This is a genomic window from Amycolatopsis sp. (assembly GCF_036008905.1).
In the GTDB taxonomy this organism is placed as follows: domain Bacteria; phylum Actinomycetota; class Actinomycetes; order Mycobacteriales; family Pseudonocardiaceae; genus Amycolatopsis.
The window spans coordinates 16424-29684 of sequence record NZ_DASYMU010000129.1 but is presented as its reverse complement, the minus strand read 5'-3'; the positions used below and the strand labels follow the sequence as shown (position 1 = coordinate 29684).

Genomic DNA, 13261 nt, shown 5'->3' with positions numbered 1-13261 from the left:
TATGCCTAGTACCAATAGAGGGCAAACAGATGCTAACTCTCATCTCGAGAGGCTTTGGCTATGATGGGCTCATGCAGTTCCAGCAGCTCGCGTATTTCGTCGCCGTCGCGGAGACCCGTCACTTCACCCACGCCGCCGAACAGATGCGCGTCGCGCAGCCTTCGCTGTCCCAGCAGGTCCGGGCGCTCGAGAAAGACGTCGGCGCGAGCCTGTTCCACCGCATCCGAGGCAACGTGTCCCTGACGGAGGCGGGGGAGACGCTGTTGCCCATCGCCCGCCGGATCCTGGCGGAGACGGACACCGCCTACCGCGCGATCCGGGAACTGGACGAGCTCGGCCGCGGCCGGGTACGCCTGGGCGCGACCCCGAGCCTGTGCACGGGACTGCTGCCGTCGATGCTCTCGGCGTTCTGCCGGACGTACCCCGGGATCGAAATCGTCCTGACCGAGGGCGGCTCACGGGACCTGCAGACGTCGCTTTCCGAAGGAGCGCTGGACCTCGCGATGATCGTCGACTCGCGGCTGCACGACGATCCGCGACTGTCGATGCTGCCGCTGTTCGAGGAAGAACTCGTCGTGATCTCGCCGAAGACGTCACCGGCGCCGGTACCGGACGCGCAGATCAAGATCGGTGACCTGAAAGGACTTCCGCTGGTCATGTTCCGCCGTGGATACGACCTCCGGGAGGCCACTGTGGCCGCGTGCCGCGCCGAGGGCTTCGAACCGAAGTTCGCGATCGAGGGCGGCGAGATGGACGCCGTGCTCGAATTCGTGAACGCGGGAATCGGGCTGGCCGTCGTGCCGAGCACCGTCGTCGGAGACCGCTTCCGGATGACGCGGTTCAGCGCCCCCGGCCTGAGCCGCGCCGTCCAGTTCGCCTACCGCCGCGACCTGGAACCGTCGCGAGCGGTGCGTGCCCTGAAGGACGCCATCACGCGGTACCCCGACCGTCTTCCGCCGGGCGCCAAGGCGCTGGGCGGCCGGTAACCTGCGTTCGTGGACGAAGATCGGGAGCGCCTGCGTAGAACCTTCACCGAAGACGCCGCTCTCTACGACCGGTCCCGGCCCGGATATCCGTCACGGATGTTCGAGGACCTTGTCCGGGTGACCGACTTGGGTTCCTCGTCCCGGGTGCTGGAAATCGGTTGCGGGACAGGGCAGGCGACCGTGCCGCTGGCTCGACTCGGGTGTGAGGTCGTGGCGGTGGAGTTGGGTGCGGAGATGGCTGCTGTCGCTCGGCGCAATCTTGTCGGTTTTCCTCGGGCCGAGGTGGTGGTTTCCGCTTTTGAGGACTGGGTTTTGCCTGACGCCGGGTTTGACGCAGTCCTGTCGGCGACGGCGTTTCATTGGGTGGATCCGGCTGTGCGGGTGGTGAAGGCTGCCGACGCGTTGCGGGTGGGCGGAGCGCTGGCGGTGGTGTCCACTCATCATGTGGCTGGGGGTAGTGAGGCGCTTTTTGTTGAGGTGCAGAGGTGTTACGAGCGGTTTGATCCGGCGACGCCGCCAGGGTTGCGGCTTACTCCGGGTGCTGATGTGCCTCGGGAGGCTGAGGAGTTCGAGCGGTCTGGGCGGTTTGGGGATGTGCGGTTTTTTCGGTACGAGTGGGAACAGGGGTATACGACTTCCGAGTATTTGAACCTGTTGTCGACGTACTCCGGGCATCGGGCTATGGGTGCTGACGCTCGGTTGGGGTTGTTGGGGTGTATCGGGGATCTGATCGATCGTCGGTATGGCGGCCGGATTGTGAAGCGGTATATGACTCAGCTGGCCGTTGCGTCTCGGGTTGCCTGAGGCGGACCCCACGAGATGTCGACATCACGTGATCTCTTACGAACCAAGGGATCGCCATCTGTCGACAGATGGCGGAGAGGTCACTCGCGGTGGGCGGCGAGTTGCCGTAGCAGGAAGCGCTGGATCTTGCCGGTGCCGGTCTTCGGGAGCTCCGGGACGAACTCGACATCGCGCGGGTACTTGTAGGGCGCGATCGCGCCTTTGACGAACTCCTGCAGCTCCACGACTTTCGCCTCATCGGCTGAGGCACCTTCGCGCAACACCACGAACGCCTTCACGATCGTGCCGCGTTCGGGGTCGGGGGCGCCGACCACCGCGGCTTCGAGGACGTCGGGATGGCCTGCCAGCGCGGTTTCGACCTCGGGCCCGGCGATGTTGTAGCCGGACGAGATGATCATGTCGTCATTGCGGGCCTGGTACCAGTAGTAGCCGTCGCTGTCGCGGACGAAGGTGTCGCCGGTGATGTTCCATCCTTTGTGGACGTACACCCGCTGGCGTTCGTCGGCGAGATAGCGGCAGCCAGTGGGTCCCTTCACCGCGAGCCTGCCCGCGACACCGTCCGGCACCGGGTCGCCGTCGTCGTCCAGGACGGCGGCGTGGAAGCCGGGAACGGGTTTGCCGGTGGACCCTGGCCGGATGTCGTCGTCGGCCGCCGCGATGAAGATGTGCAGCAGTTCGGTGCCGCCGATCCCGTCGATGATGCGGATCCCGGTGGTGCGGAAGAACTCCTCCCACACCGGTTTCGCCAGGTATTCGCCGGCGGACACGCAGCGGCGCAGGCTCACCAGGCCGCCCGCCTTCCCGGTCGCGAGGATCGCCTTGTACGCCGTGGGCGCGGTGAACAGCACCGTGACCCGGTGCCGGGCGATGGCGTCCGCGAGTTCCCCGGGGTTCGCCCGCTCCAGCAGCAACGCCGACGCGCCGGCCCGCATCGGGAAGATCACCAATCCACCGAGCCCGAAGGTGAACCCGATCGGCGGGGTCCCGGTGAAGACGTCGTCCGCGGTGGCTTTGAGGACGTGTTTGCCGAAGGTGTCGGCGTTCGCGAGCACATCGCGGTGGAAATGCATGGTGGCCTTGGGGTTCCCGGTCGTGCCGGAAGTCGGCGCGAGCAGGGCGACGTCGTCGGCCGCGGTGTCCACCGTCGTGAACTCCGTGCTTTTCGTGGCGGCGCGGGTGATCAGGTCGCCGGGCTCGTCGCCGCCGTAGACCAGCATGGGCAGGCCGGGATCGGCGGCGCGGAGGTCTTCGGTGAACCGCGTGTCGCACACCGAAAGCATGGGGCGGGTGAGTTCGAACAGCGAGGTGATCTCACCGGTTCGCAGGAGCGGCATGGTGGTGACCACGACCCCGCCCGCCTTGAGGACGGCGAACCAGGTCGCGACCAGCCACGGGTTGTTCGGCCCCCGCAGCAGCACGCGATTTCCCGGCACCAGGCCGAAATCCTCGGTCAGCACGCGGGCCACCTGGTTGCTCCGGCGCCGAAGATCGCCGTATGTCCAGGTTTCGGCCGGAGTGCGCAGGCATGGGCGGTCCGCGCCGAACGCGCGGATCGTCTCGTCGAGCAGCTGTTCGGCGCAGTTCAGTCTGCCGGGGTAGCGCAATTCCGGCAGGTCGAACCGGAATTCGGGCCACAGTTCGCCGGGCGGGAGGTTGTCCCGGCAGAACGTGTCGACGTGTGCGGAGTCCACCAGCTGCACAGCGGTGCTCCCTTCTGGGGCGGCCGAAGTGTAGCTTCGGTGTCGGCCGTCACGCAAGCAAGATGTTCACAGCCAGCGGCCCAGCTCCGGGGGAGTCGGCGGGGTCAGTCCGCCGGTGCCGCGGCCGGTGACCCAGCGGGCCAGAGCCGCTCGCGTGCCCGACACCTCGGCCGCCGGGCCGGTGCCGGTGATCCGCCAGACGTCGTCGCAGTCGGTGGCGCGCAGGAGAACACCGTGGTCTCCCGACCGCGCACCGGTGACGTCGGTCAGCAGGGCGGCGCACAGGTCGGCGGGGAAGTCCTCGAAGCCCACTCCGGCGTCGAGGTCCACCGTGTGGATCCAGACCTCCCTGGTGCGCATCCACGGGATCTCGGTCGCGGGAATGAGCTTGCCCTGGGCGGTGGAGACCGGGTTTTCCCAGGCGTCGGCGGGCAACGCGGCCAGGTCTTCGCCCAGTTTCGCCGCGGCCTCGGACATCCACTCGCGCAGGCGCGCCGCGGGAAGCCTGCTGCCCGCTTCGATGTCGGCGTTGCGCTGGTCCGCGGAGGCGTACATCGGAGTCCGCTCTCCCGTGCGCGCCCACTGGACGAGACGCTGCAACGCCTCCGCGTTGGCGGCCACATGCGCGAGCAGATGCCGCCGGGTCCACCCCGGCAGGCCGCTCGGCTCGTCGAATTCGGCGTCGCCGAGCCCGGCGACGGTCTCGGCGAGCAGGTTCGTGCCCTGGTTCAACCACTTCATGTCCCGAGTATGGCCCGGGTGGCTTCGACGACGTGTACCCGGAAGTTCTCCGACGCCGGGGGCAGCATGCGCCCGGCGAGCCGGGCCAGGCCGATGTCGCGCGTGCTGACGACGTCGGTCACGCGCAGATGCGGCGCCGCGGGTTTGCCGGTGGCCAGCGGGAACGCGGCGGTCTGGGGGAGCGGCAGCAGCGACACGCCGAGCCCGGCCGTGACCAGTCCCCGCAGCGTCTCGACCTCCTCGCCCTCGAAGCCGACCCGCGGCGTGAACCCCGCTTCCCGGCACAGCCGTTCGGTGGTGGCGCGGAGGCCGTATCCCTGCCGCAGCAGGATGAACGTCTCGTCCGCCACCTCCGCGAGGCGCACCCGCCTGCGCCGCGCGAGCCGGTGACCCGGTGGCACGGCCAGCCACAGCGGCTCGACCAGCAGGCGCTCCCAGTGCAGCAGCGGATCGCCGGGATCACCGCTGGTGATCACCAGGTCCGCGGTGCCGTCGAGCAGTTCCTGGATGAGCCCTTCTTCGCCGTGCTGGGTCAGCGCGAACCGCACTTTCGGGTGGTTCTCACGGAAACCGCTCAGCAGCGGCGGCACCAGCCAGGTGCCGAAGGTGTGCAGGAACGCCAGCGGGATCACGCCGGCTTCGGGGTCGACGACGTCCCCGACCGCGCGCACCCCGCGGTCGTAGGCGTCGAGGATCTCGTCGGCGTGCGCTTTGAACACCCGCCCGGCCGGGGTCACCCGCAGCGCCCGGCCGACCCGCTGGAACACCGCGGCACCGACCTCGTGCTCGATCCTGGCCAGCGCCCGCGACAGCGCGGGCTGCGTGATGTGGGCTCGCGCGGCCGTTTCCGTCACCGTCGCGCCGTCGGCGACGGCCTGGAACCAGCGCAGCACTTGCAGATCCATGAATCCATACTCTCACGACATGGACCCAGCAGCTTATCGGCATTGGACGCATACTGAGATCCGGCGGATGCTGGAGTCAGCGGAACTTCGGGTGCCGGACAAGGAGAAACGATCATGGCTACAGTGGCCGAACAGCTGGTACGCACGCTGCGCGACGCCGGTGTCGAGCGGATCTACGGCATCGTCGGAGACAGCCTCAACCCGATCGTCGACGCCGTGCGCCGCACCGACGGCATCGAGTGGGTGCACGTCCGCCACGAGGAGTCCGCCGCGTTCGCGGCCGCCGCCGAAGCGCAGGTGACCGGCAAGCTCGCCGTCTGTGCCGGAAGCGCCGGACCGGGCAACCTCCACCTGATCAACGGCCTGTACGACGCCCATCGCAGCGGCGCGCCGGTCCTCGCGATCGCCTCGCACATCCCGTCCGCGCAGGTCGGCACCGGCTACTTCCAGGAGACCCACCCCGACCGGCTTTTCGTCGAATGCAGCCACTTCAGCGAACTGGTCTCACAGCCCGAGCAGATGCCGCGCCTGCTGCGCGTCGCGATGCAGACCGCGGTCGGCCGTGGCGGGGTCGCCGTGCTGACCATCCCCGGTGACGTCTCCGAGCGGAAGGCGGCGGCCGCGGACGACGAGGTCGTGCACCTCGTTCACCCGTCGCCCGTGGTCCCCGGTGCCGAGCGGATCGCGGAACTGGCCGAACTGCTCAACTCGGGCGAGAAGGTGATGCTCTTCGCCGGTGCGGGCACCCGCGGGGCGCACGCCGAGGTGATGGAGTTCGCCGAGCGGCTCGGCGCGCCGGTCGGCCATTCGCTGGCGGGCAAGGAATGGATCCAGTACGACAATCCGTACGACGTCGGCATGAGCGGCCTGCTCGGCTACGGCGCCTGCTACGACGCGATGCAGCGAGCCGACCGGGTCGTCCTGCTCGGCACCGATTTCCCTTACGACGACTACCTTCCGCAGGCGCGGACCGTCCAGATCGACAACGACGCGGCCCGGCTCGGCCGCCGCAGCGCGCTCGATCTCGCCGTGCACGGCAACGTCAAGGAGACGCTGCGCGCGGTGCTGCCGCTCCTGCGCCCACGCACCGATCGGTCCTTTTTGGACAAGATGCTGCGGGAACACGCGCGGGGGCTGGAAAAGGTCGTCGACGCCTACACCAGGAACATCGAGCACCGCACGCCGATCCACCCCGAGTACGCCGCCGCCGTTCTGGACGAACTGGCCGACGACGACGCCGTGTTCACCGTGGACACCGGCATGGGCAACGTCTGGGCCGCGCGGTACCTCACCCCGAACGGCCGCCGCCGGGTGATCGGCTCGTTCCGGCACGGCAGCATGGCCAACGCGCTGCCGCACGCCGTCGGCGCGCAGTTCGCTTCCCGGGAGCGCCAGGTGGTGTCGATCTCCGGCGACGGCGGCCTGGCCATGCTGATGGGCGACCTGATCACGCTGGCCGCCTACGACATCCCGGTGAAGGTGGTGCTGTTCAACAACGCCACACTGGGCATGGTCAAGCTGGAGATGCTCGTCGACGGCCTGCCGGACTTCGAAACCGACCACGCGCCGGTCGACTTCAGCGCCATCGCCAAGGCCGTCGGCATCCACTCCACCCGCGTCGAACAGCCCGGCGACATCCGCGAAGCGCTCACGAAGGCCTTCGCACACCCCGGCCCGGCGCTGGTGGAGCTGGTCACCGACCCGAACGCGATGTCCATCCCGCCGAAGATCACCGGCAAGATGGTGCGCGGGTTCGCCGCGGCGGCGGGCAAGACCGTGCTGGACGGCGGCGTCGGCAAGATGGTCGACATGGCGCGCAGCAACCTGCGCAACATCCCGCGGCCGTGACGCTCAAGGAGCGGTAGTGGAGAGGATCGCCGCGAGCAGCAGTACCACGGCGGCGATCGCGACCTCGGTGGCGACGGTGACCCGCATCCTGGTCGCCGTCGCCACGCCGCCGGCGGTCATCCGGCGGCGCACCGCGATCCGGCCGAGGTTGGCGAGTGCCAGTAGCACCACGAACCCGGACAGCTTGAGCAGCAGCAGGATCCCGTACGTGGTCGTCCACAGCGCGGAGAACGACGGGACGATCCGCAGTCCCAGGTAGACGCCGCTCGCCGCGACGACGCCGACGGAAATCGCCGCGAGCGGCGAAAACCGGGCCAGCGCCTGCCGCAGTTCTTCTTCGGACCCGGACCGGCGCAGGCACAGCGTGATCTGGACGAGCCCGCCCAGCCAGACGGCCATCCCGCCCAGATGGGCGAGGTCGGCGGTGATGGTGAAGAACGGGACGCTGTCGGAGACGGCGTGCCCGGACGCGGAAAACGACAGCAGCACAAGGAAACCCGTGACCATCGCGAGGTTCTCGTACCGGAACCGGACGCGCTCGGTCAGCGAATCGAGCGGGACGAGCAGGCGGCGGATGAGCACGGCCAGTGCCGCGACCGCGACCAAGCGCAGGATCAGCAGCTTTCCGTGCGGCAGGCTCAGCGTCGTCTTGAGCGAACTCGGCGAGAAGACGCCGGAGAGGCCTTGGCCCGTGCTGTACGGCCCTTGCAGGAGCAGTGCGGCGGCACCCGAGACGGCCACCATCGCCGCGCTGGCCAGAAGCACCTTGCGGACCCGCGGGTCGGTCCGGCCCGCCGGACGGCACCACAGGACGAACACCAGTCCGCCGAGTGCGGCCATCCCCAGGAACGATCCCCATTTGAAGACCGTGAACGTCGTGTCGACGGCCGTGTCCGTGCCGGTCGACGCCGCCACCGCGCCGCTGGCGCTGAGCAAGGGCCCCTCACCCACGACGAACGCGAACGCGCCCCGCACCGGATGGGAGTCCTCCGAGACGAAGGCGTAGTTCACCAGGTAGCTGCCGTCACCCAGGCCGGGGCGCAGCCGGACGGCGACCAGCGCGGACTCGTCACCCGGCTGGAACACCCGGCCGTCGTCGACCTGGGTGCCGCGCGTGTCGAACACCCGCAGTGAACCCTGCTGGACGCCCACGTTCTCCGACAGCCGCACGTCGACCTGGGCCGGCGCGGCGCCCAGCCGGGAACCGTCGGCGGGACCGAACGCGATGATCTGCACGTGTGCCGCGGCGGCTGGGGCGAGCAGGACGGAGAACCCCAGGAAGGCCAGCAGAATCAGCCCCAGCCGCCAGAAGCCCTTAGGCATGGGCGGGTGCGCGGCCCGCTGGCAGGCCACAGCGGCAGCCGGTGATCTCGCGTTCCGCGGCCGACGCACGCCGGTGCAGCACGACCGCGATCACCATCGGGATGGTGACGATCGTGTTGTAGAACAGGTGGAGTTCCACCCGGGGGATGAGGAGTTGCACGATGCTCGACGGCGCGCCGCCGCCGGTGAGCCGCCAGCCCATCTGCGCCTGCAGGAACAGCAGGAGATGCTCGATGTGGTGCCAGAACTGGAGACCCAGCGCGAGGTTCCACCATTGCCGCGAGCGTCCGGCGAATCCCTTGCGCAGCAGGAACAGTACGGCCAGCATCACCAGCGCGTAGCCGTAGTGCAGCCACTCCGAGGTGATCAGCCACGGGAACGGCATCCCGAGCACCCCTCGCGCGGCGGGGGTTTTCCAGCCGAGTGCGTAGATCTGGAACGCCTGCACGAGATGCTCGGCCCAGTGCGCGATCACGATGACCATGAAGACGTTCAGCGCGGTGTGGTGATGTTTCCGGTTCAGTGTCTCGAGCCGGCCAGGGGACCGTGCCACGTCGAATTCGGCCATGCGCATTCACCTCTGCGGGGACGGTTTCTTTCCAGGGATCGGCGATCATACTATCGATCGGGCACCTCTCCGGCCTACTTCTGGATTGCTCCGTCGGAATAGGCCGAATGACGGCAGGAATTCAGTTTATGCAGTAGTTCGATGTGGTGATAGAGCATCTTGACGCCGGTCGGATGTCACCGCCAGTATCGAATGGTGGCCCATATCGAAGTGAATCCGGTCCTGCCGGGGATCTCCGCATTGCTGGAGTTCCGCCCGGAGACAGCCAAGCCGCTCATGGAGCTCGCGGAAGTCCTGTTGCGCGGCCCCAGCACGTTGACGCGCGGTGAGCGCGAGCTGATCGGCGCGGTGGTGTCGCGGGGCAACGAGTGCGTTTTCTGTGCCAATTCCCATGCCGCGATCGCCGCGGAACTGCTTCCCGGCGGCTTCCCGATGGTCGACGAAGCCTGTCAAAACTGGGAAGACGCCAACCTCACGCCGAAGATGAAGGCGTTGCTCACTATCGCCATGGCGACCCGTAAGAGCGGCGGCGCCGTCACCGCGGCCGACGTGGAGACCGCGAAGGCGGCCGGCGCCGGCGAGATCGAGATTCACGACACCGTGCTCATCGCGGCGGCGTTCTGCATGTTCAACCGGTACGTCGACGGGCTGGGCGCTTTTAGTCCGGAAGGGCGGGAGGGGTACGTCCCCAGCGCGAAGAGGATTGTCGCGGAGGGATACATACGCGAACGAAGTTCGGTGTTTCCGTGAATTCGGAATAGTTTTCCCGGGGTGGATTTCGCTTTTCCGGAATCTCCGCGTTTCTCGCTGTTGTCGCCGATCGGCCCGCCGGTCGGTAGGGTCGCGAGAAGACGAGCCGGGAGGGCGCGATGCAGTTTCCCCAGGAGGTCGTGGCCGGGGTCGAAGCAGGGAAGATCGAACTGGCGTACCGGCGGTGGCGCCGCCCCGAAGCGAAGGCCGGCGGCCGCGTGCGGACGGTGTTCGGCGTGATCGAGATCGACACCGTGACCAAGGCCGAGCCGTCCTCGGTGTCCGAAGCCGACGCCAGGCGTGCCGGTTTCGACGACCGGGAAACGTTGTTCGCGAGTTTGCGCCCGGGGGCGGACAGGGAGCTCTACCGCGTCGAAATCCGTTACGGGGGACCGGATCCGCGCCTCGCGCTGAGCGAGAACGATCGCCTGGACGAGTCCGAGCTGGCCGAGGTGACGGCGAAACTCCGGCGGCTGGACGCCCGCAGCGGGCGCGGCCCGTGGACCGCCAGGGTGCTGGCCCTGATCGCCGAGCGGCCCGCCACCCGGGCGCCCGATCTGGCCGTCGAGATCGGCCGGGAGGCCGCGCTGTTCAAGCTCGACGTACGCAAGCTCAAGGAGCAGGGCCTCACCGAAAGCCTCGAAGTCGGCTACCGGATCTCTCCTCGGGGCCGGCGTGTCCTCGACCACCTCCGGTCTGCTGGGTTGGAATAGCCAACCCTGAGTGCCGGTTACACCCGGTGCGACCGTACGAGGTCGCCGGGAGGAACACCATGAAGGTACGCAGCTCTTTGCGTTCGATGAAGCGGCGTCCGGGCGCGCAGGTCGTCCGGCGGGGTCGCAAGATCCTCGTCGTCAACCGGAACGAGCCCCGCTCGAAGGCTCGCCAAGGCTGAAACACCGACACTGAGCTCGTCCAGGCCCCGACGCCACCCGGCGCCGGGGCTTTTTTCTTACCTTGGAAAAAGGTCTGGCGCCAATTTTGACCAGATGGTAGAAATTCTTCGTAGTCAACGAAGCCGAATAAGGGAGCGCTCTCATGGACACGCCCGGCCTTTCCGTACAGCTCTATTCGGTCAGGGACGCCTTCGCGGCCGACCCCGCCGCGACCCTTCGGCGCCTCGCGGACATCGGGTTCAAGCAGGTGGAGCCGTACGGAGTCGTCGAGAACGTGGACGTGCTGCGGGACGGCCTGCCGTCTAACGGTCTCACCGCGCCGACCGCGCACGCCCGGCTCATCGGCGAGGATCAGAACGCGGTGTTCGAGGCCGCGGTGTCCCTCGGCATCGCCGTGATCATCGACCCGCTCGTGAAGCCGGAGCTGTGGGCCGACGCCGCCGACATCGCCGCCACCGCGTCCGCGCTCAACAGCGCCGCCAAGCTCGCGAGCGAACACGGGGTCAAGGTCGGCTACCACAACCACTGGTGGGAGCTGGAATCCCGGATCGACGGCCGGAGCGCCTTCGAGGTGTTCGCCGACCAGCTCGACCCGGAGATCGTGCTCGAGGTCGACACCTACTGGGCGACGGCCGGTGGCGAAGACGCTCCCGCGCTGCTGAAGCGGCTCGGCTCTCGCGTGCACGCCATCCACGTCAAGGACGGCGAGCTCAACACCGACGCCTCCGGCCAGGTTCCCGCCGGCCAGGGCAGCGTCCCGCTCACCGAGGTCCTCGCGGCCGCGCCGACGGCACTGCGCGTGGTCGAGTTCGACGCCTACGACGGCGATGTCTTCGACGGGATCGCCGCGAGCTACGCCTACCTGACCGGATCGGCCCAGTGAGCCCCGTCGGCGTCGGCGTGATCGGCGCCGGGGTCATCAGCGATACCTACCTCGAGAACCTCACCGGCTTCCCTGACCTCCGCGTGCTGTTCGTCGCGGACCTGGTTCCCGAACGCGCCGCGGAGCAGGCCGCCAAGCACGGCGTCCCTGGCAGCGGGACCGTCAACGAACTGCTCGACCATCCGGAGATCGAGCTCGTCGTCAACCTGACGATCCCCGCCGCGCATGTCGAGGTCGGGCTGGCGGCGCTCGACGCGGGCAAGCACGTCTGGGCGGAAAAGCCGCTCGCGATGGACCGGGAAAGCGCGCGAAAGCTGCTCGATCGGGCGAAAGAACGGGGTCTCCGGGTCGCCAGCGCGCCCGACACCGTGCTCGGCGCCGGATTGCAGACGGCCCGGCGGGCGATCGACGAAGGCCGGATCGGCGAGCCGCGGTCCGCGTTGGCGCTCTTCCAGACCCCCGGCCCGGAAAGCTGGCACCCGGCCCCGGAATTCCTGTTCCAGGCCGGGGGCGGTCCGCTGCTCGACATGGGGCCGTACTACCTGACCGAGCTCGTCCAGCTGCTCGGCCCGGTCCGCCGGGTCACCGGCGCCGGCGAACGCGTCCGCGAGACCAGGGTCATCGGCTCCGGCCCGCGTGCCGGTACCGAGTTCCCGGTGACCGTGCCGACCACGGTGAGCGCGCTCGTGGAGTTCGAACGCGGCGGGTTCGCGCAGCTGCAGCTGAGCTTCGACTCGGCGGTGAAGCGCACCGGGTTCGTGGAGGTGACCGGCGGTCTGGGTACCGCGGTTCTCCCTGATCCCAACAGGTTCGACGGCGTCACGGCGCTGCATCTGCACGCCGAGGAGGAACCCGTCGAGCTCGAACCGGACGGCCACGGTTCGTCGCGGGGGACCGGGGCGCTGGAACTGGCGCGGGCGATCCGCGCCGGGGTCCCGGAACGGGCGTCGGGGGAGCTGGCCTACCACGTGCTCGACGCGCTGCTCGCGATCGACGAATCGTTGGCACACGGGCATTCCGTCGACGTCGAGAGCACGGTCGAGGTCCCGCCCGCGCTCCCCGCTGGATGGGATCCGCGCGAGTCGACGCTGGATTAAGCAGCTAGGTCGTGTCTGGCAAATCAAGTTCGCGATCTCCGCGCCCAGGCGAACAGATTCACCAGACACGACCTAGTCGAGCGGAACGGTGAGCAGGCTCTGGAGATAGAACCGCAGCGAGCCCAGGAGGTCCACCTTCGCCGGGTTCGTCAGCCACTGCACCTGCAAGCCGTCCATGAGCGCGATGAAACTCAGCGCGGCGAACTCCGGGTCGATCCCGTCGCGGAGTTCGCCGCGGCGGGCCAGCGCTTTGAAGGACTTGACGACGCCGTGGCGCGCGTCCTGGTAGTGCCGCTCGAAGTAGTCGTGCGCGGGGTGGTCGGGGGAGACGGCTTCGGCGGCGAGCCTGCTGTAGAGGTCGACGATGCCGGGGTTGCGGACGTTGTGCGCGGCCAGTGCGAGGAAGTGGCGGAGCACTTCGAGCCCGGGCGGTCCCATGAGCTGCTCGCGCTCGCCGTCTTCGGCGTCGCGCCGCTCGAGCACGGCGGCGAGCAGGGCTTCCTTGGTCGGGAAGTAGTACAGGAGCCCGGCGTGGGAGATGCCGACGCGCTTGGCGATCTCCCGCAACGACGACCCGTGGTAGCCGGCTTCGCCGTACACGGTGGCGGCCGCCGAAATGATGTCCTCCCGGCGGATCCGGCCCTTGAGATAGCCCCCGGTCACCATGGCGGGCCGCTCGGGCGTTCGTTCGTCACCCGCCCATCATGCCGCAGGCGCCCGCCGACCCCTGGCGTGAGCGTTCGCACAAAGGACTTGTGAG

The 13261-nt window shown here is 68.5% G+C and carries 14 protein-coding genes; 8 read left to right on the top strand and 6 right to left on the bottom strand.

Annotation, left to right across the window (positions count from 1 at the left end):
- Positions 1-71: 71 nt before the first annotated feature.
- Positions 72-986: a LysR family transcriptional regulator gene (locus tag VGP60_RS22680; RefSeq protein WP_327550071.1), complete on the top strand. Its 915-nt coding sequence runs from the start codon at positions 72-74 to the stop codon at positions 984-986.
- 9 nt (positions 987-995) lie between these two features.
- The gene (locus VGP60_RS22675; protein ID WP_327550070.1) at positions 996-1790 is read left to right on the top strand and encodes a class I SAM-dependent methyltransferase; all 795 of its coding nucleotides are present in this window, start codon (positions 996-998) and stop codon (positions 1788-1790) included.
- A gap of 80 nt (positions 1791-1870) precedes the next feature.
- Here the strand turns inward: VGP60_RS22675 and VGP60_RS22670 are convergent, their stop codons facing one another.
- The 3 genes from VGP60_RS22670 to VGP60_RS22660 form a co-directional block, all read right to left on the bottom strand.
- Positions 1871-3490, bottom strand: a complete 1620-nt coding sequence (locus VGP60_RS22670; RefSeq protein ID WP_327550069.1) for an AMP-binding protein — start codon at positions 3488-3490, stop codon at positions 1871-1873.
- A gap of 66 nt (positions 3491-3556) precedes the next feature.
- Positions 3557-4231 carry a maleylpyruvate isomerase family mycothiol-dependent enzyme gene (locus tag VGP60_RS22665; protein ID WP_327550068.1) on the bottom strand — a complete coding sequence of 225 codons (675 nt, stop codon included), beginning with the start codon at positions 4229-4231 and terminating at the stop codon, positions 3557-3559.
- Entirely contained in the window at positions 4228-5136 is a 909-nt protein-coding gene (locus VGP60_RS22660) for a LysR substrate-binding domain-containing protein (RefSeq protein WP_327550067.1), read from the bottom strand. Before VGP60_RS22660 ends, VGP60_RS22665 begins: the two co-directional genes overlap by 4 nt.
- Positions 5137-5250: 114 nt before the next feature.
- Here VGP60_RS22660 and VGP60_RS22655 point away from each other — a divergent pair, with 114 nt between their 5' ends.
- Positions 5251-6984 (top strand): pyruvate dehydrogenase, encoded by a 1734-nt coding sequence (locus tag VGP60_RS22655; RefSeq protein WP_327550066.1) that lies wholly within the window; start codon positions 5251-5253, stop codon positions 6982-6984.
- Positions 6985-6987: 3 nt separating this feature from the next.
- On the opposite strand, the gene VGP60_RS22650 is transcribed toward VGP60_RS22655, so the two are convergent.
- Positions 6988-8307, bottom strand: a complete 1320-nt coding sequence (locus VGP60_RS22650; protein ID WP_327550065.1) for a copper resistance CopC/CopD family protein — start codon at positions 8305-8307, stop codon at positions 6988-6990.
- The gene (locus tag VGP60_RS22645) at positions 8300-8875 is read right to left on the bottom strand and encodes a hypothetical protein (RefSeq protein ID WP_327550064.1); all 576 of its coding nucleotides are present in this window, start codon (positions 8873-8875) and stop codon (positions 8300-8302) included. The genes VGP60_RS22650 and VGP60_RS22645 overlap by 8 nt, the downstream gene beginning before the upstream one ends.
- A 195-nt stretch (positions 8876-9070) precedes the next feature.
- Between VGP60_RS22645 and VGP60_RS22640 the strand changes: the two genes are divergently transcribed.
- The 5 genes from VGP60_RS22640 (at position 9071) to VGP60_RS22620 (ending at position 12501) form a co-directional block, all read left to right on the top strand.
- Positions 9071-9625: a peroxidase-related enzyme gene (locus tag VGP60_RS22640; RefSeq protein ID WP_327550063.1), complete on the top strand. Its 555-nt coding sequence runs from the start codon at positions 9071-9073 to the stop codon at positions 9623-9625.
- Between the two features lie 119 nt (positions 9626-9744).
- A complete protein-coding gene (locus VGP60_RS22635; RefSeq protein ID WP_327550062.1) occupies positions 9745-10338 on the top strand; it encodes a hypothetical protein in 594 nt (197 codons plus the stop codon).
- A gap of 59 nt (positions 10339-10397) precedes the next feature.
- On the top strand, positions 10398-10520 hold the full coding sequence (locus VGP60_RS22630) for a ribosomal protein bL36 (RefSeq protein ID WP_327550061.1): 123 nt from the start codon (positions 10398-10400) through the stop codon (positions 10518-10520).
- A 143-nt stretch (positions 10521-10663) separates the two neighbouring features.
- A complete protein-coding gene (locus VGP60_RS22625; RefSeq protein ID WP_327550060.1) occupies positions 10664-11404 on the top strand; it encodes a sugar phosphate isomerase/epimerase in 741 nt (246 codons plus the stop codon).
- Positions 11401-12501, top strand: coding sequence for a Gfo/Idh/MocA family oxidoreductase (locus tag VGP60_RS22620; protein WP_327550059.1), 1101 nt, complete (start codon positions 11401-11403; stop codon positions 12499-12501). The genes VGP60_RS22625 and VGP60_RS22620 overlap by 4 nt, the downstream gene beginning before the upstream one ends.
- A gap of 72 nt (positions 12502-12573) precedes the next feature.
- Here VGP60_RS22620 and VGP60_RS22615 read toward each other — a convergent pair whose 3' ends face one another.
- On the bottom strand, positions 12574-13167 hold the full coding sequence (locus VGP60_RS22615) for a TetR/AcrR family transcriptional regulator (protein ID WP_327550058.1): 594 nt from the start codon (positions 13165-13167) through the stop codon (positions 12574-12576).
- Positions 13168-13261: the final 94 nt, after the last annotated feature.